23 protein-coding genes are annotated in these 22,160 nt (G+C 60.2%); 7 read left to right on the top strand and 16 right to left on the bottom strand.

Annotated features, from left to right (window positions below; genetic code table 11):
- Nucleotides 1-198: 198 nt before the first annotated feature.
- Nucleotides 199-2,949 (bottom strand): DNA polymerase I, encoded by a 2,751-nt coding sequence (gene polA, locus ACTQ05_RS03790; RefSeq protein ID WP_441537985.1) that lies wholly within the window; start codon nt 2,947-2,949, stop codon nt 199-201.
- Nucleotides 2,950-3,115: 166 nt separating this feature from the next.
- Here polA and ACTQ05_RS03785 point away from each other — a divergent pair, with 166 nt between their 5' ends.
- Nucleotides 3,116-4,513: an aminopeptidase gene (locus ACTQ05_RS03785; RefSeq protein ID WP_441537983.1), complete on the top strand. Its 1,398-nt coding sequence runs from the start codon at nt 3,116-3,118 to the stop codon at nt 4,511-4,513.
- A gap of 103 nt (nt 4,514-4,616) precedes the next feature.
- A complete protein-coding gene (locus ACTQ05_RS03780; protein WP_427795802.1) occupies nt 4,617-5,426 on the top strand; it encodes a YaaA family protein in 810 nt (269 codons plus the stop codon).
- 40 nt (nt 5,427-5,466) lie between these two features.
- Here the strand turns inward: ACTQ05_RS03780 and ACTQ05_RS03775 are convergent, their stop codons facing one another.
- Entirely contained in the window at nt 5,467-5,982 is a 516-nt protein-coding gene (locus ACTQ05_RS03775; protein ID WP_427747772.1) for a hypothetical protein, read from the bottom strand.
- A 171-nt stretch (nt 5,983-6,153) separates the two neighbouring features.
- Between ACTQ05_RS03775 and thiC the strand changes: the two genes are divergently transcribed.
- Nucleotides 6,154-7,488: a phosphomethylpyrimidine synthase ThiC gene (gene thiC, locus ACTQ05_RS03770; RefSeq protein WP_441536910.1), complete on the top strand. Its 1,335-nt coding sequence runs from the start codon at nt 6,154-6,156 to the stop codon at nt 7,486-7,488.
- A gap of 177 nt (nt 7,489-7,665) precedes the next feature.
- Nucleotides 7,666-8,496 carry a bifunctional hydroxymethylpyrimidine kinase/phosphomethylpyrimidine kinase gene (gene thiD / locus ACTQ05_RS03765; protein WP_441537981.1) on the top strand — a complete coding sequence of 277 codons (831 nt, stop codon included), beginning with the start codon at nt 7,666-7,668 and terminating at the stop codon, nt 8,494-8,496.
- A 73-nt stretch (nt 8,497-8,569) separates the two neighbouring features.
- On the opposite strand, the gene ACTQ05_RS03760 is transcribed toward thiD, so the two are convergent.
- The 4 genes from ACTQ05_RS03760 to ACTQ05_RS03745 form a co-directional block, all read right to left on the bottom strand.
- Nucleotides 8,570-8,788 carry a hypothetical protein gene (locus ACTQ05_RS03760; protein WP_441053954.1) on the bottom strand — a complete coding sequence of 73 codons (219 nt, stop codon included), beginning with the start codon at nt 8,786-8,788 and terminating at the stop codon, nt 8,570-8,572.
- A gap of 78 nt (nt 8,789-8,866) precedes the next feature.
- Nucleotides 8,867-9,982 (bottom strand): TIGR02452 family protein, encoded by a 1,116-nt coding sequence (locus ACTQ05_RS03755; protein ID WP_441537979.1) that lies wholly within the window; start codon nt 9,980-9,982, stop codon nt 8,867-8,869.
- Between the two features lie 136 nt (nt 9,983-10,118).
- The gene (locus ACTQ05_RS03750) at nt 10,119-10,814 is read right to left on the bottom strand and encodes a Bax inhibitor-1 family protein (protein WP_441537978.1); all 696 of its coding nucleotides are present in this window, start codon (nt 10,812-10,814) and stop codon (nt 10,119-10,121) included.
- An 80-nt stretch (nt 10,815-10,894) separates the two neighbouring features.
- Entirely contained in the window at nt 10,895-11,233 is a 339-nt protein-coding gene (locus ACTQ05_RS03745; RefSeq protein WP_154515278.1) for a hypothetical protein, read from the bottom strand.
- A gap of 249 nt (nt 11,234-11,482) precedes the next feature.
- On the opposite strand from ACTQ05_RS03745, the gene ACTQ05_RS03740 reads away from it, so the two are divergent.
- The 3 genes from ACTQ05_RS03740 (at nt 11,483) to ACTQ05_RS03730 (ending at nt 14,038) form a co-directional block, all read left to right on the top strand.
- On the top strand, nt 11,483-12,532 hold the full coding sequence (locus ACTQ05_RS03740; RefSeq protein WP_441537976.1) for an anion permease: 1,050 nt from the start codon (nt 11,483-11,485) through the stop codon (nt 12,530-12,532).
- Between the two features lie 66 nt (nt 12,533-12,598).
- Nucleotides 12,599-13,222, top strand: coding sequence for a DUF47 domain-containing protein (locus ACTQ05_RS03735; protein WP_427719219.1), 624 nt, complete (start codon nt 12,599-12,601; stop codon nt 13,220-13,222).
- A gap of 285 nt (nt 13,223-13,507) precedes the next feature.
- Entirely contained in the window at nt 13,508-14,038 is a 531-nt protein-coding gene (locus ACTQ05_RS03730; protein WP_441537973.1) for a nitroreductase family protein, read from the top strand.
- 164 nt (nt 14,039-14,202) lie between these two features.
- Here the strand turns inward: ACTQ05_RS03730 and ACTQ05_RS03725 are convergent, their stop codons facing one another.
- The 10 genes from ACTQ05_RS03725 to ACTQ05_RS03680 all read right to left on the bottom strand — a co-directional run bounded on the left by ACTQ05_RS03725 (nt 14,203) and on the right by ACTQ05_RS03680 (nt 22,120).
- Nucleotides 14,203-14,871 (bottom strand): DivIVA domain-containing protein, encoded by a 669-nt coding sequence (locus ACTQ05_RS03725; protein ID WP_154515270.1) that lies wholly within the window; start codon nt 14,869-14,871, stop codon nt 14,203-14,205.
- Between the two features lie 62 nt (nt 14,872-14,933).
- Nucleotides 14,934-15,179: a YggT family protein gene (locus tag ACTQ05_RS03720; RefSeq protein ID WP_427719264.1), complete on the bottom strand. Its 246-nt coding sequence runs from the start codon at nt 15,177-15,179 to the stop codon at nt 14,934-14,936.
- Nucleotides 15,180-15,236: 57 nt separating this feature from the next.
- Nucleotides 15,237-15,965, bottom strand: a complete 729-nt coding sequence (locus ACTQ05_RS03715) for a cell division protein SepF (RefSeq protein ID WP_441537972.1) — start codon at nt 15,963-15,965, stop codon at nt 15,237-15,239.
- Nucleotides 15,966-16,025: 60 nt separating this feature from the next.
- Complete coding sequence (locus tag ACTQ05_RS03710) at nt 16,026-16,763, bottom strand: YggS family pyridoxal phosphate-dependent enzyme (RefSeq protein ID WP_441053960.1); 738 nt, start codon at nt 16,761-16,763, stop codon at nt 16,026-16,028.
- Nucleotides 16,764-16,883: 120 nt separating this feature from the next.
- Nucleotides 16,884-17,741 (bottom strand): phosphate signaling complex PhoU family protein, encoded by an 858-nt coding sequence (locus ACTQ05_RS03705; RefSeq protein WP_427719211.1) that lies wholly within the window; start codon nt 17,739-17,741, stop codon nt 16,884-16,886.
- A 92-nt stretch (nt 17,742-17,833) separates the two neighbouring features.
- Entirely contained in the window at nt 17,834-18,637 is an 804-nt protein-coding gene (pstB, locus tag ACTQ05_RS03700; RefSeq protein ID WP_089571588.1) for a phosphate ABC transporter ATP-binding protein PstB, read from the bottom strand.
- Nucleotides 18,638-18,649: 12 nt separating this feature from the next.
- Complete coding sequence (gene pstA / locus ACTQ05_RS03695; RefSeq protein WP_427727613.1) at nt 18,650-19,555, bottom strand: phosphate ABC transporter permease PstA; 906 nt, start codon at nt 19,553-19,555, stop codon at nt 18,650-18,652.
- Between the two features lie 3 nt (nt 19,556-19,558).
- On the bottom strand, nt 19,559-20,485 hold the full coding sequence (pstC, locus tag ACTQ05_RS03690) for a phosphate ABC transporter permease subunit PstC (RefSeq protein ID WP_441033191.1): 927 nt from the start codon (nt 20,483-20,485) through the stop codon (nt 19,559-19,561).
- A gap of 1 nt (nt 20,486) precedes the next feature.
- Nucleotides 20,487-21,323: a phosphate ABC transporter substrate-binding protein gene (locus ACTQ05_RS03685; protein WP_427795805.1), complete on the bottom strand. Its 837-nt coding sequence runs from the start codon at nt 21,321-21,323 to the stop codon at nt 20,487-20,489.
- Nucleotides 21,320-22,120, bottom strand: coding sequence for a polyphenol oxidase family protein (locus tag ACTQ05_RS03680; RefSeq protein WP_441063191.1), 801 nt, complete (start codon nt 22,118-22,120; stop codon nt 21,320-21,322). The genes ACTQ05_RS03685 and ACTQ05_RS03680 overlap by 4 nt, the downstream gene beginning before the upstream one ends.
- Between the last annotated feature and the right edge of the window lie 40 nt (nt 22,121-22,160).

The raw sequence follows: 22,160 nt of genomic DNA, 5'->3' as shown, positions 1-22,160 counted from the left end.
TAAGTGGCCTTCGGCTCGTGCGGAATCTACGAAAAACTTACCCGCCTCGCCCGGCCAGGTCCTTGGGTGACTTGCTTGCCGCCTGGATGGCATCTTGGCGCCTAGATACTTTGGCTGAATTTAATTGAACGAAGGACGCTCCTTGTTGATGAGGGGCGTCCTTCTGTTTTTGGTTACTTTGGAACTGTGGTTACTTTCCTATTTCGCGTCGGCCCAGGTTATGCCGGTGCTGGCTTCGGCGATGAGGGGTACGCGGAGGTCTACGACGTGTTCCATGACGTCTTGGACCATGGCGGTCAGGCGCTCGACTTCGTCGACGGGGCACTCAAAGTCCAGTTCGTCGTGCACTTGCAGGATCATGTGGGCGGCAAAGCCCTCTTCTTCCAGGCGGCGGCTTACGCGGGCCATCGCGATCTTGATGATGTCGGCGGCGGTGCCCTGCATGGGGTGATTCATGGCCGTGCGCTCGCCAAAGCCGCGGAGCTGTGGGTTTTTGGCCTTGAGCTCTGGAATATGACGCCGGCGACCGTACATGGTCTCGGCATAGCCCGTCTGCTTGGCGCGCACCACCACGTTGTCGAGGAACGTGCGAACGCCCGGGTAGGCCTCGTAGTAGCGATCGATCATGCCACGCGCCTCGGCCATCGAGATATGTAGCGACTGCGACAGACCGTACGCCTGCTGACCATACACAATGCCAAAATTCACGGCCTTGGCGCGACTGCGCAGGTCGGGCGTTACCTCGGACACCGAAACGCCAAACACGCGCGCGGCCGTCTCGGCATGGAAGTCCTCGCCCTCGTTAAAGGCGCGCACCAGGTGCTCGTCACCCGAGAGATGCGCGAGCAGACGCAGCTCGATCTGCGAGTAGTCCACCGCCAAAAAGACGCTGCCCTCACCTGCCGAAAACGCCGTCTTAACGGTACGGCCCAGCTCAGAGCGCGTCGGGATGTTCTGCAGGTTCGGGTCGCTCGAGGACAGGCGACCCGTTGCCGTGATGGTCTGGTTGTACGTGGTGTGCACGCGACCGTCACCACGGCGCAGCGGACCTAGCGTGTCCAGATAGGTCGACTTGATCTTGGACTTCTCACGCCAGTCCAAAATCAGGCGCACGATTTCGTGGTCACGGGCAAGGTCGCTCAGCACTTTGGCGTTGGTCGAATAGTACCCGCGCTTGGTCTTTTTGAGGCCCTTGGTCGGAAGCCCCATAACGTCAAAGAGCACGTGCGAGAGCTGCATGGGACTGCCGATGTTAAACGTCTCATCACCTGCCAGGTCGCGAATGCTGCGCTCGACCTCGGTGATCTGGGTCGCCAGGCCCTCGGACAGGCTGCGCAGCCGGTCGGGATCTACGAGCATGCCCGCGCGCTCCATCTTGGCAAGCACCGGCACGAGTGGCATCTCAATGCCATCGAACACGTTGGCGGCGTTCTCGCGGGCCATGCGGTCGCGAAGCGGCGCCACGAGTGCCAGCGTCAACGCCGCGGTACGGGCAGCAGGAGCAGGAGCGTCCTCGCCAGCACCATCCGCACCGCGCGCCGCAGGCAGCGCCATCTGCAGATAGGTATCGGCCAGATATGCCTCGTCAAACTCGGAGCGGTCGGAATCCAACAGGTACGCGGCAACCACGGTATCAAAGATGCGCACGGAATCGACTGCCAGCGGGTCCATGAGCTCGGGCTCAGAAGAATCGATGGGCGAAAGCTCATGCAGCAACGCCTTCATGTCCGGGCTCGCCACGCGGCCCTCCATAAACAGGCGCGCGAGCACGCCAGCGATAACGCCGTGGGCAGAATTGAAGCCCTCGACAGCGGCAGGCGTGCCGTCATCGGGTTCCTCGAGCGCAAAGAGCCCCTTGGGCGTCGCCAGCCACAGCGTACGCGTCAGGCCAAAGAGCGCACCCTCCTCCTTGTCATCGTCCACCACGGCGGCGACCCACTCGCCCGCATCAATCGCGCGAGAGATCTCGGCCGCCACAGCAGCAAGTGCCTCAGCATCGCCGGCGGCGGCACGCGAAACCGCGGGTATCTCGAACGCGCTGGCAGCGGGCACGACCCCGCCCTCGCCGCCAATCAGCGCCAGGAAGCGGTTCTGCATGGCCGTAATGCCAAGTGCGCCCAGCGCCGCGGACACCTCATCGGCAGAAAACGATGGGAAGGACGTCGCGTCAAAGTCGAGCTCGACAGGTGCATCGGTGCGGATGGTCGCAACCTTGCGGCTCAGCAGCGCATCGTCGATGTGTGCACGCAGGTTCTCGCCCATCTTGCCCTTGACCTCGTCAGCATGCGCAATGACCTCGTCCAAGCTGCCGTACTGCGCGATGAGCGCGCTCGCCTTTTTGGGGCCGATGCCCGGTACGCCGGGAATGTTGTCCGACGTATCGCCCTTCAGACCGTAAAAATCGGGCACGAGCGCCGGCGTAATGCCGTGATACAGGTCGTCCACGCTCTCGGGCGTCATGATCGCCACGTCGGACAGGCCCTTGCGAGTCGAGACCACGTTGACGTGCTCGGTCACAAGCTGATACATGTCACGGTCGCCGGTCACCAGCAGCATGTCGCAGCCGGCCTCCTCACCCAGGCGCGCCATGGTTCCCAGGATATCGTCGCCTTCCCAGCCCTCGGACTGCAGAATTGGCACGTTGAGCGCCGTAAGCAGCTCCTTAATCATGGGAAACTGCGCATGCAGATCGGGGTCCATGGGCGGACGCTGCGCCTTATACTGCGGCAGCATCTCCATGCGCACGCGCGGCTTGCCCTTGTCAAACGCCACGACCACACCGTCGGGGCTAAAGGCATCGATCATCTTAAGAAACATGTTCAGAAAGCCAAAGATCGCGTTGGTGGGGCGACCGTCCGGCGCGTTCATGGTCGGCGGCACGGCGTGGAAGGCGCGGTGCATGAGCGAGTTGCCGTCGATAACGGCAAAGGTGCGGCGCTTGTCAGACATATTGAATACCTCGCTTTGGACTGGGCACGGCTTGCTCACTCCAGTTTACACGCTCCCCGCCCCGCGGCCACCGCGCATCAAGCTCCCCCGCCACCGTGAGCCCGCGCGTGATACGATGGCTCACGGTACAACAACCAGCACGATCGATCCGAAAGGAGCCTGCGTCATGGAGCGTCCCTGCGCATGGAAAAAGTACACGCCACAGCAAATCGAGGAGCTCGAGGAGCTTTGCCGCGGCTATAAGCAATTTTTGAGCGAGAACAAGACCGAGCGCCTGTGCGTCAAGACCGGCATCAAGATGGCCGAGGAGGCGGGATACCTCGACCTGGAGACCGTGATCGCCGAAGGCCGCGCGCTCAAGGCAGGCGACAAGGTGTACGCCGCCAACCACGGCAAGGATCTTATGCTCGTCAACCTGGGCACCGCCCCGCTCGAGCAGGGCTTTAACATCCTGGGCGCCCACGTGGACTCGCCGCGCCTGGACCTCAAGCAGAATCCCGCCTTCGAGGCCGGCGACATGGCCTACCTCGACACGCACTACTACGGTGGTGTCAAGAGCTACCACTGGGTGGCCTCCCCGCTCGCACTCGTGGGCGTCATCTGCAAAAAGGACGGCACCACCGTCGACATCAACATCGGCGACAAGGCCGACGATCCGGTCTTTACCATCTCCGACCTGCTGATCCACCTCTCGAGCGAGCAGATGTCCAAGCCCGCCAAGGACGCCGTCGACGCCGAGATCCTCGACGTGATCGTGGGCGGCCGTCCCGTAAAATTTGACGAGGACGACAAGGACGCTCCCACCGAGCCCGTCAAGCAGATGTTCCTGGATATCCTCAAGGAGCAGTACGACGTCGAGGAGGAGGACTTCCTCTCCGCCGAAATCGAGGTCGTGCCCGCCGGCCCCGCCCGCGACATGGGCCTCGACCGCTCCATGATTTTGGGCTATGGCCACGACGACCGCGTCTGCGCCTACCCCTCCATGCTCGCCCAGATCAATGTGGCCAACGTGGAGCGCACGAGCATCACGCTCATCGTCGACAAGGAGGAGATTGGCTCCGTGGGCGCCACCGGCATGACAAGCCGCTTCTTCGAGAACACCGTCGCCGAGATCATGACGCTCGCCGGCGAGGGCAGCCCGCTGGCCCTGCGCCGCGCACTCGCCCGCAGCCGCATGCTCTCCTCTGACGTATCCGCCGGCTTCGACCCAGGCTACGCCGGCAAGTTCGAGACCAAGAATGCAGCCTTTATGGGTCGCGGCCTGTGCTTTAACAAGTACACGGGCAGCCGCGGCAAGGGCGGTTCCAACGACGCCGACGCCGAGTATATGGCTCTCATCCGCGACATTATGGACGAGGCCGGCGTGGACTTCCAGACCTGCGAGCTCGGTCGCGTCAACGCGGGCGGCGGTGGCACCATCGCCTACATCATGGCCAAGTACGGCATGAACGTCATCGACTCCGGCGTTGCCGTCCTGTCCATGCACGCCCTGTGGGAGGTCGCCAACAAGGCCGATATCTACGAGGCCTATCGCGGCTACAAGGCCTTCATCGAGCGCGCCTAATCAACCCTTCATCAGTTGCGGTGAGATACGGACTAAACTGGCCCATAAACGGCCAAAACAGACCGTATTACACCGCAACTTCCTTTTTGGCAGAGGAGAGTCCATGCTGCAGGTCATCATTTCGCCCGCCAAGCAGATGCGCGCGGCCCAAGATGCTTTTGAAGTCCTGGGCATTCCACCCTTTGTGCGCGAGACGGCTCGCCTCCACCGCGCACTGCTAGATATCGAGCGGAATGAAGGCAGCGGCAGCCTGCAGGCGCTGTGGAACGTGAGTGACAAACTGCTGGGGCCCTGCCTCAACACCCTGCATGAGTTCGAGCCCATCTTGCAAAGCGGCGATCTCGACAATCCCGCACTCGCCCGTCACCTCTCCCCTGCCGTCATGTCCTATCACGGCATTCAATACCAAAGCATGGCGCCCGAGGTGATGGATTCCGCACAGCTCGCATGGCTGCAAGACCATCTGTGGATCCTCTCGGGCCTTTACGGATGCGTACGCCCCTTTCATGCCGTTGAACCGTATCGGCTGGAGATGGGCGCGAAGCTTGCCGTCGACGACGCCCGAGACCTCTACGCGTTTTGGGGCGACAAGCTCGCACGGGTCATCGCTCCGGCAGGCTCCAACGCCACGATCGTCAACCTCGCCAGCGCGGAATACGCCAAAGCCGTTCTGACCCGCCTCACCACCGACGCCACGGTCGTCACATGTCTCTTTGGCGAAGGCATCCGCAACGGCAAGCCCATCCAACGCTCGACCGCCAGCAAAAAAGCGCGCGGCTCCATGGTGCGCTGGATGGCAGAAAACAAGTTCGAGGATGTAAGCGGGCTCACCGCGTTCGACGTTGGTTATCGTTACTTTCCCGAGCTTTCAAATAAAAACACTTTGGTCTTCCTGAACGAACAGGCCTTGTAGGACTACCACTACTTTTGAATGTGCTGCCTAGGCACGGCGTCTATTCCGCCAGGCCGTCGGCTTTTGCAATCTCGGTCGTCGAGCCATCTTGGTAGGTAACCTTAACGTGCTCCACCTCGGACGCCTCAACACCCGACGGAGGCTCCAGGCGCCATTCCGTCAGGGCTATATCCATGGTCGTGGGTACATCCCCCTGATCTTTGAGCTCGACCGACAGCGTCCTAAGCGACGCATCGAAGGTCACACGCTCGATCTCTTCACCAGGAATGGAACCACCGCTCAGCTGCAGTTGCACAAACTTGTCGCGCGGATACCAATAGTCGCCCGGCGCGGCAACGGTATTGCCCCCCGCGACCTTCGCCGTCATAATCGGCAGGCTATCGTCCGCCTCAAACGTCCAGGAAACTCCCCCACGCCCGCCAAACGTCCAGATACAACAGGCAATCACCATCACGACAAGAATCGCGAAACCAATTGCGACCAGCCCATGATGGGCGCGGCTCTCCTCGGCCGACACATCCCACTGCGTCTCTCGATACAGATGCTTGTCTTCCATGTTCGCCTCCCCGCGGGCATGCTCGTCGCGTCAATCGTACCCATTCGAGCTATACTTGAGCCCGCCACATAAACGGGGAGCTTGCAGGACAAGACGGCAGGCTGAGACTGGGCTCGCCCGCCCTGACCCGCAAACCTGATATGGGTAATGCCAACGAAGGGAGCCGTGCCAATGAGCACACAGACCGAGCCCAAGCTCGTCACGCAAATCGATTTCGCCCGCGCCGGGCAAATCACACCGCAGATGAAGGAGGTTGCCGAACGCGAGCATCGCGACCCCGAGTACATCCGCGAGCGCGTGGCCGACGGCCGCATCGCCATTCCCGCCAACATCGTGCATATCAAAAAGGGCATGCGCGCCTTTGGTGTCGGCGAGGGCCTGTCTACCAAGGTCAACGTCAACCTGGGCATCTCGGGCGACAAGGCCGATGCCGCCGAGGAATGGAAGAAGGTCAAGATCGCCGAGGACTTTGGCGCCGACGCCATCATGGACCTCTCCAACTCGGGCAAGACGCGCCAATTCCGACAGCAGCTCATCGACGAGACGCCGCTCATGGTGGGCACCGTCCCCATGTACGACGCCATCGGCTACATGGAAAAGCCGCTTGTCAAGCTTACCAAGGACGACCTGTTCGAGGTCGTGCGCGTGCACGCCGAGGACGGCGTGGACTTTATGACCATCCACTGCGGCATCAATAAGTCGGTCACCAAAACCTTTAAGGAGACCGGCCGTCTCATGAACATCGTCAGCCGCGGCGGCTCACTGCTGTTTGGCTGGATGGAGGTCACCGGCAACGAGAACCCCTTCTACGAGTACTTTGACGAGCTGCTCGAGATCTGCCACGAGTACGACGTGACGATTTCGCTCGGCGACTCCTGCCGCCCGGGCTGCCTCTACGACTCCAACGACGCCACCGAGACCGCCGAGATGATCGAGCTGGGCAAGCTGTGCAAGCGCGCTTGGGCCGCCGGCGTCCAGGTCATGGTCGAGGGCCCGGGGCACATGGCGCTCGACGAGATCGCCGCCAACATGAAACTGCAGAAGCGCCTGTGCCACAACGCCCCGTTCTACGTGCTCGGGCCGCTGGTGACCGATATCGGCGTGGGCTACGACCACATCACCGCAGCCATCGGTGGCGCCATCTCCGCGAGCTCGGGTGCCGACTTTTTGTGCTACGTGACACCGGCAGAGCACCTATGCCTGCCTAACGCCCAGGATGTGCTCGACGGCCTCATGGCCACCAAGATTGCCGCACACGCCGCCGACATCGCCAAAAAGGTGCCCCACGCCCGCGACATGGACGACAAGATGGGCCAGGCACGCCGCAAGCTCGACTGGGACGCCATGTGGAAGTGCGCGCTCGATCCGGTCACCGGCAAGAAGCGCTACGAGGAATCCCCTGCTGCCACCGAGGGCACCTGCACCATGTGCGGCAAGATGTGCGCCGTCCGCACCGTCAACAAGGTGTTCGAAGGCACGACGATCGACCTCGGCATGGAGGACTAACTCGTCACCGGAGCCATAATCGGCCACAAGGCGTTCGTCAATTGTTGACGTGTGAACATTTTCTTACATTTACGTAAAGATTGCGCCACCCGCCCGGGATCGGCATACAGCCGGCCCGGGCAACTTTATAATGCGGGCAAGAGACCCATTTGAATCCGACCGAACAAGGGAGCGAACATGGATCGTAGTAAGGTACCAGCCGTTCTATCCATCGCAGGATCCGATTCCAGCGGCGGTGCCGGCATTCAGGCCGACATCAAGACCATCACGGCGCACCGCCTGTATGCCGAGACGGTCATCACGGCCATCACCGCACAGAACACCCTAGGCGTCACCGCCGTGCAGAACATCTCCCCGGATATTGTCGCGGCGCAGATCGATGCCGTTTTTGACGATATCCGCCCCAGTGCCGTCAAGATCGGCATGGTTTCCTCTGCCGAGATTATCGAAGTCATAGCCGACCGCCTGAGCGCCTGGGACGCACAAAATATCGTCGTCGACCCCGTCATGGTCGCCACTTCGGGCGCTCGTCTCATCGCCGAGGACGCCGCCGAAGCGCTTACACGCCGCCTGTTCCCACTGGCAAGCGTTATCACGCCCAATATTCCCGAGGCCATGGCGCTGCTCGACTACGAGGTCGATTCCGAGCGCACACAGCAAAACGCTGCCATGCTCCTCACCCGCCGCTTTGGCTGCGCGTCCCTCGTTAAGGGCGGGCATTTTGTCAACGAGGCCAACGATGTGCTAGCAGAGCCCGCGCCGCTCGATGACGAGGGCAACCACCTGGGCGATCCGCTCACCACGTGGTTCCGCCACAAGCGCATCGAGACCGACAACACGCATGGTACCGGCTGTACGCTTTCGTCCGCCATCGCCTGCGCGCTGGCCCAGGGCATGGATCTTGCCGATGCCGTCAACGCCGGCAAGGCCTACCTAACCGGCGCTCTCGCCGCCGGCCTGAACATGGGCAAAGGCTCCGGCCCCGTCAACCACATGTGGCAGTACTAAAAAGCCAGCAACCAAAACCACCGCACAAACCACCGCAAAGGCGCCTGTCCCTTTGTGGTGGTTTGGGGTCGCGCTACTGACCGAGCATCTCTTGGAGCTTGGCTGCCACGGCGTGGCCCAGGCTCTCGTGGCTTTCGGGCATCATGTGCAGATAATCGATATCGCCCGGCTCGCGCTGGGCCACGCCGCACCAGCGCACATCGTGCGCATAGCGCACCGCGGTGCCATCGCGCATGCCCGCCGGATCGTAGCCATACGTATTGCTGTCACCAAAGCACAGGACGTTTTTCATCGCAAGCCCTTCCCTCAGTAAAAAGCCGACGGGAGCAGCCCCTCCCGCCGGCTCGACCTATCTGTCAGCGCGCACCGATTACAGATACTTGCGCCAGTCGTCATCATCCTCGTCGTCCTCGGCAGCGGCATGAGCCTGCTCGGCGGCACGGGCGGCCGCGGCACGGGCGGCAACCTGGGCATAGGACTCCTCGTTGCGCTCGGGGAAGCTTGCCAGCACGTGCTCGAACTTGGCAAAATCCTCGTCCCAGCGCGTAGAGGGCACGGCAAAGAAGACCTGCTTGACCTTAAAGTCGCCCGATGCGAGCTCCTTGCGAAAGAGCTCGGCCACGGCCTCGGCGTCAAAGCCGTTGTTGTCACAGCCCCAGGCGCCCAGCACGAGCTTCTCGCGACCAAGCTCGTCGCAGATGGCCAGCACAAAGCGGATACGATCGCGCAGGGCGTCCAGCAGGGCATCGTCACCCACGCGATACTCCTGGCGAGCGCGCTTGGCGTTGGGCGCAGCGGCAACGATCACGTCGGCATACGCATGCACGTGGTTGCGGTCGAAGCGCACCGCAGGCACCACCAGCGCACGGTTGCGGTACAGCTCACAGTTGATGTTGCGGCGACGGTTCTCGCCGTACCATTTGCGCTGCTTATCGAGCACATTGTACAGATACGAATCGGCACAGAGCGTGGCCTCCTGACCCAGATAACCCTGGATGTAGCCACCGCCCGGGTTGGTGAACGAGGCAAAGGCGAGCACGGCCATGTCGCAGAACTGCGCGTAGCCTCGGCCGTTATCCAGAATGGCCTGCGTGGCAGAGGCGTCGAGCACGGTGACCTCGGGCAGGACCGGGGCGGGCTCCTCGGCAGCAGGCGCGGGCTCGGTCTCCGTGGCTTCCTCTGCGGGCACAGGCTCGGCCACGACCTCGGTCTCGGCAGGCGCAACCTCGGCGGCCTCAGACTCATCGGCAACCTGCTCTTCGGCAGCAGCCACCTGGGCCTTAGCCTTCATCGCCGCGACAAATCCGGCAGGCATGCCCTCGAACTCGTGCACGCCGGCAAGCGAGCGCTCGATATCCTTTGCGCACGCTTCGGACACAGTCGCCACGTGACGCTCGGCGGCCTTGGCACGGGCCTCGCGCTTGGGATTGGGCTGTCCCGCGCGGTTGGGCCTACGGTTACGGTTCCTGTTGTCGACGTCTGCCATAAGTGGTCACCTTTCTCGGTCGCTGCCGCTATCGGCTTTTCCCATCCATGATACCCCGCCGCGTACAAAAAAGGCGGCCCCGAAGGACCGCCTTTCGCATCGATTTGCGCGCGGCAAGCACCACTGCAATCTGGCACTAGTCGCGACGACCAAGGATGTTCAGAATGCGCAGGAACACGTTGATAATGTCCACGAACAGGTTGGACGCCATGAGCACGGCGTTGGGCAGCGTGGGCGGCACCGTCGTGGCCACATAGGTGTCGTAGCCAATAAAGCCGGCGAACACCACAATCACGATCAGGTCGGTGATGGTCTGCGAGACGCCCATGAACATCAGCACGATCTCGACCAGAATCGTGGCAAGCAGAACGCCAAAACCAATGCCGTACACACGCTGGAAGAATTTGGGGAAGGTCACGCCCAGTGCGCCAAAGACAAAGGTGATGGCGGCAGTGGCGATAAAGGCGGTGTTGATGGTGGGCAGGTCGTAGTTGGCAAGGCCAAACGACGCGGTCAGACCAAAGGTGCTCGCAAAGATCGCGTAACCCGCGAGCGACAGGCCCACGGACTGCTTGCTGGCGGCGGCCGTCATCATGACGATTCCGACAATGGTCAGGATAAGCGAGCCAAAGACCAGCGGCAGGGCGGCGCCACTCATCATCATGCGCGCAAACGACATGGTGCCCGTAAAGTAGGCGCCAGCGCCCATAGCGCAAAAACCCAAAAAGATCAGGGCAGACATGGCAAGGTTGTACGCGCGCGGCGACATCTCCTTGGCACGGCTTGCGCCGGTCTCGATGGGGCCGTTCTGATAGCCCTGGATATCGTTCATAATTTCGTCCTTTCAAAAAGCGCCGCGACAGCGCCGTAGGTGACAAGATTCCTGCCATTGTACCCGAATGGCGCGCGCTCTTACCCGCGGCGCTCACTCTCGAGTGTACGGTCGAACGCCCACACCCACCACCGCATCAGATGAGCCTGCGAGCCATCCGGTCGCTCACGCGCCTGGTCTTCCAGATACAGCTCGGTCGTATGTCCGCCAAAACGAACCTTATAGGTTGCCGTACGAATGCCGTGAACCGTCAGGCCAAAACCGGTAGACGAGACAATCTCGTCAATCGTAAAGCAGCGACCGTCGACCCAGCAGACGGTAACCGGCACAACTTGTCCGCCCGCGAGGATGCGGGCCACGACGTCCACATACTGCTTGTGCACGCGCCGAGTTTTGCCATCTGTCTGTCGATATTCCATGCCCCTATTATCGAACGCATGTTTGCATATTGTAAAGCGAACAGACTGTGGTTTTGGGGTGTCGGAGCGAGCGCACGTGTCCTCACGGCGTGTTAGCAAAAAGAACACCCGCGGTCAACAGGGCTAATATTCAATTTTAGTGCCAAAAAATTCACTTCTCCCGTCAGAACTCGGTAAAGAAACCCGCAGGAGGTGATACGATTTATCATGTTTTTGTAACGTTTCTGCAAACTTCGAGAAAGCCCATATATGGACGTAACGTTCTCAGCCTTCCTCGGCCAACTTGTTTCGAACCCAGTCCTTGCCGTCACCGTGTTCCTCGCGCTCGGCGCCATCTTCGTCAACGGATGGACCGACGCGCCCAACGCCATCGCGACCTGTGTCACCACGCGTTGCATGCCCGCCCGCGCCGCCATTCTCATGAGTGCCGCGTTCAACTTTTTGGGCGTGCTCATCATGACGCACTTTAATGCCAGCGTTGCCAACACCATCTCCCATATCGTCGACTTTGGCGGAAACAGCACCATGGCGCTCGCGTGCCTCTGCGCGGCCCTGTTCTCCATCGTCGTCTACGGCGCCACGGCATCGCGTTTTGGCATCCCCACCTCGCAGAGCCACAGCCTCATCGCCGGCCTGACCGGCGCTGCCATCGCCCTCGGCGGCGCCAGCAGCGTCAATGTCCACGAGTGGATGAAGGTCATCTACGGCCTGGCGCTCTCCATCGGTCTGGGCTTTGTCATGGGCTGGGTCCTGTGCAAGCTCGTCTCGATTCTTTTCGCTGCCGCCAACAGGCGACGTGCCAACGTCTTCTTTAAATATGCTCAGATCGCGAGCGCCGCGGCCATGAGCTTTATGCACGGCGCGCAGGATGGACAAAAGTTCATCGGCGTGCTCTTTTTAGGTGTCGCCTTTGCCAACGGACAGACCGGCGTCGGCGACGCCGGCATCCCCATCTGGATCATGCTGCTGTGCTCGGCCACCATGGGCATCGGCACCAGCGTGGGCGGTGAGCGTATCATCAAGTCCGTCGGCCAGAGCATGGTTAAGCTCGAGAAGTATCAGGGCTTCTCTGCCGACCTGGCAGGAGCCGCAAACCTGCTGCTTGCCACGCTCACCGGTATCCCCGTGTCCTCCACGCACATCAAGACCTGCGCCATCATGGGCGTCGGCGCCGTCAAGCGCCTCTCGGCCATCAACTTCGGCGTGGTCAAGGACATGATGTTCACGTGGTTCTTCACCTTCCCCGCCTGTGGACTCATCAGCTTTGTTATGGCCAGGCTGTTCATGATGCTCCTCTAGTCAAACCGAACGTCCATCCGGACCGCATTACCTCGCCCACCCGTCTTCGCCCCGAAAGGATCACTCATGGCAAAGAAACCCGATTCGTTCTACTTTGACAACTACGTCGCCTGCGCCGACTTCGCCGTTCAGGCAGCCGAGCTGCTCACCAAGATTTTTGAGAACTTTGACCCCGCGCAGATCCACGACATGCTCGAGAAGATGCATGCGATTGAGCATGCAGCAGACAAGAAGCACCATGAGCTCGAAGACGCCCTGCTCACGGCCTTTATCACCCCGCTTGAGCGCGAGGACCTTAACCTCATGAGCTGCTCGCTCGATACCGTGCTCGACCGTATTGAGGGCGTCGTGCAGCGCCTCTACTTCACCAACATCCAGAGCATCCACCCCGATGCCATCGTGATCGCCCACAAGGTGACCGACGCCTGCCGCGCCATGAAGGACCTGATGGTCGAGTTGCCCAACTACCGCAAGTCCAAAACGCTGCGCGAGCTCGTCATCCAGATCAACACCATCGAGTCCGAGGCCGACGAACTCTACATCAACGCCATGCGTAACCTGCACGTCAACGGCAAGGACCCGCTCGAGGTCATCGCCTGGCGTGACGTGTACGCCTTCTTGGAGTACTGCGCCGACTGCTGCGAGAATGTGGCCGATGTCGTGGATTCGATTGTCATGAAGAACAGTTAATTGGGGGTACGCATCCCACCGGTCGCGGGCCCGGCCACTAATAACCCTTTTCACTCCGGCTGCAAGCAGAGTCGTTCAAAAGGTTATTAGTGGTCGGGCCCGCTCCCTTGTGTATCACCATTGAAACTTTGGCTGATAGTTTTAGCGCAATGGGGGTTTGGCTGAAGGGCCCTTTGGTACCCGCTCGGACACTTTGGCCCTTGGTGAGCGTTTGACTGATTGCTGCTTTGGGTACTCTTTGGGTTACTTTGGGTTTGTTTGATTTTTAATTGTTGGAGGGCTTGTATGTCGTATTTGGATCTGGCTCGGTCTCGGTATTCTTGTCGTTTGTTTGAGGATCGTTCTGTTGAGCAGGCTGTGGTGGATACCATTGTTGAGGCTGGACGCATTGCTCCTTCTGCTTGCAATAATCATCCAACCCGTGTGATGGTGTTGGATACGCCTGAGCTTCTGGAAAAGGCAGCTGCTTGTCAGCCTCGGTTTGCTCGTGATGGATCCATCTTTGGCGCTCCGCTCATCTTCCTCATTTGCAGCGTTACCAACGATGCTTGGGTGCGTCCCTATGACCAGATGAACTCCAGCGCTATCGACACCTCGATTGTTTGCGATCAAATGATGATGGAGGCCGAGGAACAGGGCCTGGGAACGTGCTGGGTATGCCATTTTAAGCCCGAGCTAGCCCACGAGCAGTTCAACCTGCCCGAGGGCGTTTATCCCTACCACATGCTCGTCTGCGGCTATCCCGCCGACCATATTGCCGACCCCGAGCATCGCGAGGCCCGCACCATTCCTCTATCCAATTTCCTCCTCAAGTAGTTTTTGGCCCATGCCCTAAAACCTACCTTTTACCGCTCAAACGTTCGCCGAGTTCTGCCCTATCGCACGCAGAGCTCGGCGTTATGTTTCCCAACCCGTATACAGCTAAAAAAAGGAGCTCGCAAGCGCGAGCTCCTTTTAAGAGCTAGATTGTAGTTTTGGCGCTAGTCCAGGTCGTCCGCGGCAAAGTTGTCAATCGGGGCGAAGGGGTCGGCCACGGGGACAACCGGATCAGCGACAGGCAGCGGCTCGGCGGCAGGCATGGTCACGGCAGGAGAAGCCGCGGAACCGACCGGCGTAGAAGCCAGCAGATCGGCCGGGAAGGAATTCTGAGCATCGTCCATAAAGTGCTGAATGAGCTTGAGATACTCGGCCTTGAACTCCTCGCGGGAAGCCTTCAGACGGTCAATCTCCTCGAGCTCGGCCTGCTTCTCGGTCAGGGCCTGACGGATGACCTCGCGGGCCTTGGCGTCGGCCTCGTTGCGGATGCGGTCAGCATTCTCGTTAGCGTCGTTGACAATCGCCTCGGCGGTCTGCTGAGCCGCAATGAGAGCGGCGGAAATCTGACGCTCCTGAGCGGAGAAATCGGGAGCGGGAGTGGCGACAGGAGCAGCCTGAGCGGCAGAATCCTGGGCCTGCGCAAGCTGAGCCTGCGTATCGGCAAGCTGCTGCTCGGTGGCGGTCAGGCGACCCTTAAGATCAACGATCTTGGCAAGCATAGCGTCGACCTCGGAGGACAGGGTCTCCAGGAAGACGTCGACCTCGGCGGGATCGTAGCCGCGCTTGGCCTCAGAGAAGGTCTGAGCCTGGATGTCAGCAGGGGTAATAGCCATAACAAGTTCTCCTTTATCATCGCCTTGGCGCTAAGCGCCCGACATAGGTTACTGAGCCAGTCCTATACGAGTATACCTATAAGTAGCTGCAGAATGAGCTTCTGCACCAACTGCAACGCAATAATCGCAACGACCGGTGAAAAATCGATACCGCCCATCGGCGGCATAAACCGGCGAAACAGGTTGAGCCAAGGGCCGCAAACGCCGTCGAGCACCGCCGCGATATCCTGTAGCAAACCACCCTGCTTCATGGGAATCCACGTCATAAAGCAGTAGACCACAATCAACGTGGAATAAAAATTAAACAGCGTGTTGACAAGCTGAACGATGGTGTAGATGTTGATGGGAATCTCCTCACCTTGTCTTTACTTGAGATAGCCGTCGGCGCGAAGCTTCTTAAGATCCGAATCCTTGACCTCGCAGCCGGCGGGCAGCACCATAAACACGCGATCGCCCACTTCTTTGACCGAAGCGCCCAGGCCACAGGCAAAGCCATAGCTAAAGTCCAGGACGCGTTTGGCGACCTCGGTGCGAACGCCCACAAAGATCAGCGCGACAGGCTGCTTGGTACGCACGCGGCGCACGACCGTCTCCACGTCGTCATAACTCTCCGGACGAAGAACGTAGGCCGGCAACTGAGGCGTGGCGTTGATGATATTGCTCGCATAGGCAGAGGCATCGCTCGGCGTTGCAGCAGGAGCGGGCGCAGCGGCAGCGCGGACCCGAGCGTTCTCGGCGTAGCTTGACGGCGTGTCATAGGCGCCGGGACGATAACCGCCCGCAGCGGCATCCTGAGAGCGCGAAGGCGGATTGTACGTCGTAGCGTGACGGGAGTCGTCGCCGATCAGTTGACCGGAACGCGTGTACACAGCAACCGACTCAGCCTCTCCGCGGCGTGTCTGCCCCAGCAGTCCATTGCTCGGTTCATCTTGCGTGTAGAAGCCCTCGCCCGAAGCACCGCTGTAGCCGTTGTTCTGATAGCCGTCGTCATAGCCGTCATCGTAACCGTAGTCATCATCCTGGCCATAACCCTGGTCATAACCCTGCTGGCCGCCTAGGTGCATTTTATTTTTAATTTCGTCAAGGAAACCCATGGTTGTGTCCTCTCACGGTCTAATGCAGGCGCTCTGACAATCAGCGCGCACTTCAGGCTCTTATTTTACTTCAAACTCCGGGCTGAATACTACCCTGCCCAGGCGAACAAGCGTCGAGCCTTCCTCAAGGGCAGGCTCAAAGTCCTCGCTCATGCCGCAAGAAAGCTCAGGCAGACACAGATCGGGGTGTGCCGTCTCCAGCTCATCCCTCAACTCACGCAGCCCGGCAAAGGTGCGGCGCGCCACATCCTTATTCCCCCGGGGTGCCATGGTCATAAGCCCCTGCACACAAATTCCCTCAAGTTCCGCAAGCTCGCCAGCCGCGGCACGAACCTCATCGGGCGAAAAGCCGCCCTTGGACTCCTCGCCGCTTACATTGACCTCGATCAGCACATGCTGAGGACCGGCAAGCTCGCCCGCCTCAATCTTGCGGACGGCACGGCTCGAGATAGCCTGCGCCAAATGAAGCGACCCCACCGAATGAATCAGCTCGGCCGCACCCAGCACCGCATTGATCTTGTTGGTCTGAAGATTACCGATCATATCGAAGCGCACCTCGGGCAGCTCCGGATGCTCCGCCAACCCCGCAAGCTTGCGAACAAGCTCCTGCGGACGGTTCTCGGCAAAATGACGATACCCTGCCTGGATGGCGGCAACGGTCTCATCGACGCCAACGGTCTTGGAGACGGCAATCAGACGTGCGGCATCGTGAGAACGGCCCGCGCGATCGAGTGCGGCATAAAAGCGTTCGAGAATCTGCTCGCGGCGAGCGCGCATCACGTTCAAATAATTATCCATTGCCAATCGCCTCCGCAGACAGACGTACAAGTAGTCCCATGCTAACGCAAGAGCGCGGCCCTGCATGTGCAAGGCCGCGCTCACTTAGGTATTTACAATCTTTCGACGAACGGAGCTACCCTACTCCTCGTCATCCTCGGTATCGTCCTCGTCCTCGAGGTGCTCGAGCAGGTAGCGAAGACCCTCGCTCACCTCGTTAGCGGGCACCTTGGCAACAAAGCGCGCATCGACAGCGGGCCTCATGATGACGCCCTCGCCCGAAGGCACGCGCATGCTCTCGAGCTCATCCTCGTCCGTACGGGCGATATCGCCGGCGTTCATGCGCTGGCCGGTCAAAAGGAAGGTCAGACGGCAGGCGGCATCGATGGAAATCGAGGCGATGCGATCGAGGTAGCGCGAAACCATGATGGCGCGGCGCAGATCGTCATAGTTGCTGTCGTCGTCCATAAACTCTCCCGCGTCCATGCGGTTGAAGGTACGGAAGAACTTCTCATAGGCTGCATGCACCGGCTCGTCCTCGACGGCCAGGTTGCAGATGATGGACATATCGTTGGTGACGAGCGCGGAAAGCGACGAGCCCAGCACCTGGTATACGGCTTCGGCCTCGGCCTCAACCGTACCGACGAGCTCCTGGGGCAGCGAGATATCGGCCTTGACCATATGACGCGTGGCGCGGCAGATCTGGCGAACCTTATCGGTCATGCGCTGCAGGTTAAAGTCGACGTAGATGATTGTCTGCAGCAAGCGGAAGTCGGAGGCGACCGGCGACTGCGTAGCGATCAGGTTGTAGCACACGGCCTCCAGGTTGGCGCAGCGCGCGTCAATCGAAAGCGTGCGCTTCTTGGTCTTGGTGGCGAGCTTGCGGTCGTCGGTCACATAGGCCTTCACGGCGTCGTGAAGAGCCAGGTCTACAGCCTCGTAGATGCTCAACATCTCGTGACGAGCCTCGACGAGCTGACGGGAAAACAGTTTGCGCATGGTTCACTCCAATCAGTTGGGTGCGGTCATGCCGCCCGCACAGTGAATACGCACCGGACCAGGTCCGATCGGCTCGGGACTAGTCGCACCGATCAGCCAAAGCGGCCGGTGATATAGTCTTCCGTCCGCGAATCCACCGGGCTGGTGAAGATCGCGTCGGTTTGACCATACTCGATGAGCGTGGCGGGCTCGCCGGCAACCTCCTGCAAGAAGAAGGCGGTGTAGTCGCTAATGCGAGCTGCCTGCTGCATTGAATGTGTGACGATGATGATCGTCATCTCGGGCGCCAGCTCGGCCATCAGATCCTCGACCTTGGAGACGGACGTGGGGTCGATGGCGGAGCAGGGCTCGTCCATCAGAAGGACATCGGGCTGCACCGCGAGCACACGCGCGATGCACAGACGCTGCTGCTGACCGCCCGAAAGCGCCAAACCATCCTTGTTGAGCTGATTGGATACCTCTTTCCAGAGGTTGGCGCGCTTGAGCGATTCTTCCACGATGTCATCGAGGTCGCTTTTGCTAGTCACGCCCTGCAGACGAGGGCCAAAAGCAACATTCTCGTAGATGGATTTAGGGAACGGGTTGGGCTGCTGAAAAATCATGCCCACGCGGCGGCGAAGGTCGACCGGGTCGACACCCTCGGCATAGATATCGTTGCCGTCGAGCGTCATGGTGCCCTCGACGCGCGTGCCCTCGATAAGGTCGTTCATACGGTTGATACAGCGCAAAAACGTCGATTTGCCGCAGCCCGAAGGGCCGATAAACGAGGTAATGGCGTTTTTGGCGATGTTGAGGTCGAGCCCCGTCAGCGCATGAAAGTCACCGTACCAAAAGTTGAAATCCTTGGCCGTGATGGCCGCTTGCTCCAGCGTGGGAGCGGACTGATAGACGGACATGGGACTCCTTAACTAGCGGCGTTTGCGCGACAGATAACGCGCAAACAGGTTGAAGGCCAGAATAATCGCCATCAGCAAAAGCGCGGTGCCGTAGGCTGCGTTCATGTTGATGCCGTCATTGGCAAGCAGATAAAGGTGAACGGTCATGGGGCGACCGGAATCGAGCGGCGAAATAGGCAGGTTGATGGCCTGGCCCATGGTGTAGAGCACCACGGCGGTCTCGCCGATGGCGCGGCCGATGGCAAGTACGATGCCGGTGGCGATGCGGCCAAAAGCCGAAGGAAGCACGATCTTGGAGACGACCTGCCACTTGGTGGCACCCAGGCCATATGCGCCCCAACGGATATAGCGCGGAACGGCGCGGATTGCCTCCTCGGTGGTACGCATGACAATGGGCAGCATCAGAAGTGCGAGCGCCAGGGCGGCCGAAACCATCGAAAGACCCAGGCCCATGGCCTCGACAAACAAGGCGTAGCCAAAAAGGCCCATAACAATGGAGGGCACCGAGGCCAGGGCATCGGCAGCATAGCGAATGATGTCGACAACCTTGCCCTGCTTGGCATACTCGGCCAGATAGACCGCAGCCAAGACGGCAACCGGCGTGCAGATGAGCATGGCGAGCGCCGTCACGTAGACGGTCGAGACGATAGTGGGCCAAATGCCGCCCTCGGCGTTTACTCCCTGCGGCCAGCCAAAGATAAAGTCGAGCGAGATGTGCGGCAGACCGTTGATAACTACGTAGGCGATGATGGCGACCAGTACCAGCGTGGTGATATAGGCCGCGGCGCGAAACACGCCGAGCATAATCTTGTTGGACAGATCCTTGTTGATGCGGCCCTTCTTACCATGGGAAAGGGCACGCTTGATGCGTTCGCGCGACGAGGTCGTATCGACCGTCGTGTCAACGGAATCGGACATAGCCTACCCCCTCTTCTTCTTGGAAATCAGACGGACGATGCCCACCAATGCGGCGGAAATGATAAACAGGACCACGCCCATGCCAAACAGAGCCGAGCGGTGCAGGCCCGAGGAATAGCTCATGTCGAGCGCGATCTGGCTCGTGAGCGTCGAGATGGGGCTCGAGATGCTGTCCGGGATGACCGGAGCGTTGCCAACGACCATGAGCACGGCCATGGTCTCACCGATGGCACGACCCATGCCCAAGACAATCGCATCGACGATGCCCAACTTGGCTGCAGGCAGCACGACCTTGTATATGGTCTGCCACTTGGTGGCACCCATGGCATAGGATGCCTCGCGAATGCCCATGGGAATGGAATTGAGGGCATCGATGGTGAGCGTGGTGATGGTGGGAACGATCATGATGGCGAGCACGAGCCACGCCGTCAGCGCACCAAAGCCAAGACCGCCGGTCAGCTGCGCGATAAACGGACGGATGATAACCATGCCAAAGAAACCGTAGATGATGGAGGGGATACCCGCCAGCAGGTCGACGGCGGGGCTGATGAGACTGCGCACGCGCTTGCCGGCGATCTCGACCAGATACACGGCCGTGCCCACACCCAGGGGCACACCCATGGCGAGCGCACCGACCGTCACCAGACCAGAGCCCGCCAGCAGCGACATGATGCCGTAGTGGCCCTCGGAGGGCGCCCACGTAAAGCTAAAGAAGTCCGCCAGACCGATGTCGGTAAAGACGGGCAACGCCGAGTACGTGGTAAAGACAAAAATCAGGATGACGGTAACGACCGCCAAGAACGCGCAAGCAAAGAAGATCCACTGCAGCGCCTTCTCTTTGAGATAGGTGCTGCGCGACACCAACGCCAACTCACGCTTTTTGGGCGCCTGAGCCTCTCGCTCAATCTGGGGGGTTTCCTGTGCTTCCATGCTACTCACTCCCCTTTCCGTCGTTGGTGACGGGAATAAAGCCCGCCTCGCGAATCTGCTTGTCCATCTTCTCCGACGTCACATAGTCAATGTAGTCCTGTGCACGCTGCGAAGGCGTACCCTTCACAAAGAAGTAAAGGTCGCGCGAGATGGGATAGCCGCCACTTGCGACCGTCTTCTCGGATGCCTCGACATGGTTGACCGAAACAGCCTTAACCGAAGTCTTAGCGTTGAGGCTCTCGACAAAACCCAGCGAGATGTAGCCAATGGCACCACGCGAACGGGATACGACATCGCGTACCTGGCCCGTGCCCGAAAGAACGGCAGAGCGACGATCGAACGGCGTGCCGTCCATCACGATGGTACGGAAGGCCTCGCGCGTACCGGACGCCTCATCGCGGTTAATAACCTGAATCTTCAGGTCCTCTCCGCCGACTTCCTTCCAGTTGGTAATCTTACCGGCGTATATGTCGCGAAGCTGCTCGGTCGAGAGGTTGTCGACCGGATTACCGTCGTTCACGATGACTGCGATGCCGTCGTGCGCGATTACAATCGGGGTCAGGCCCAGATCCTGCTCGTCGGCATTGAGGCCACGAGACGAGCTGGCGATGTCAGCCGTGCCGTTGCTGACGGCCTCGATACCGGCAGAAGAGCCAAGGCCAGAGACGAGCACGTCGGTGCCGGTCTCCTCCTTAAAGCCCTCGGCCGCAATCTCGGCAATGGGAAGGCAGGTGGTCGAGCCGGCCACGGTGATAGAAGACGTGGAAGATCCCGAGGAGCAGGCACACAGCGTAAGCGTGAGCACTGCCGCGCTTAGGACCGATGCGATCTTTCTCATAGCATCACGCCGATCGCAGCATGGCGCCCACAGGTGCCGCCCTCGTTGCGGTAGGAATAAAAGCGGTCGTTCTGACGAACGGTGGAGAGCTTGGTGTCCACAATGCCGTTCGCTTCGACGCCGGCGTCCATCAGCGCCTCGCGAATGGCGGCGGAAAGATCGAGCATACGAGAAGCGGCAGCATCGATGCACGCGAACTCGGAGGCAAAGCGGACCATAAGTTCTTGGGACACCTCGTACTCGTCACCCAGGATATGGGGCCCAATATAGGCAGAGATGTCGTCTGGCTTGCAGCCAGCCGCCTCGCAGAGCGCTTGGCACGCCTTGGCGGAAATGCGCGCAATCGTGCCCTTCCAGCCAGAATGCACCACGGCAAAGCCGCCGGGAGCCACCAGCACAACGGGAACACAATCGGCAAAGCAAAGCATCACGGGCACCTCATGCGCCGTGCAGACGAGGGCATCGCAGCCCTCGGCAATCTGCTCGCGAATGTTCTCGAGATCATCGGCGCCGTTCGAGGTCACCGTCACGACATTGTCACCGTGTACCTGATTGGGGACAAGCAGGTTGTGCTCGCACTCGACAATACCCATGGCCTCGAGTACGCGGCGACGATTTTCTTGAACGGCAAAGGGGTCATCGCCAACATGCGAGCCCAGATTGAGTGAGGAGTACGCATCTTCGGAAACACCGCCAGTGCGTTCGGTGAAGGCAAAGCGGACATCGTGCGTCGCGCCCTCTACCAACGTAACTCCATCATGGTCGACACGCGAAACGTTGTCCGCACGTGCTGCCATACTAAAGCCTCCTAATAACACGAGTATCGCGGCCAAGCCG

Origin of the sequence: Collinsella sp. LCP21S3_A9, assembly GCF_052118785.1 — a bacterium.
GTDB lineage: Bacteria > Actinomycetota > Coriobacteriia > Coriobacteriales > Coriobacteriaceae > Collinsella.
Note: the sequence above shows the minus strand (reverse complement) of the source record. Positions and strands in the feature narration are given on the sequence as shown.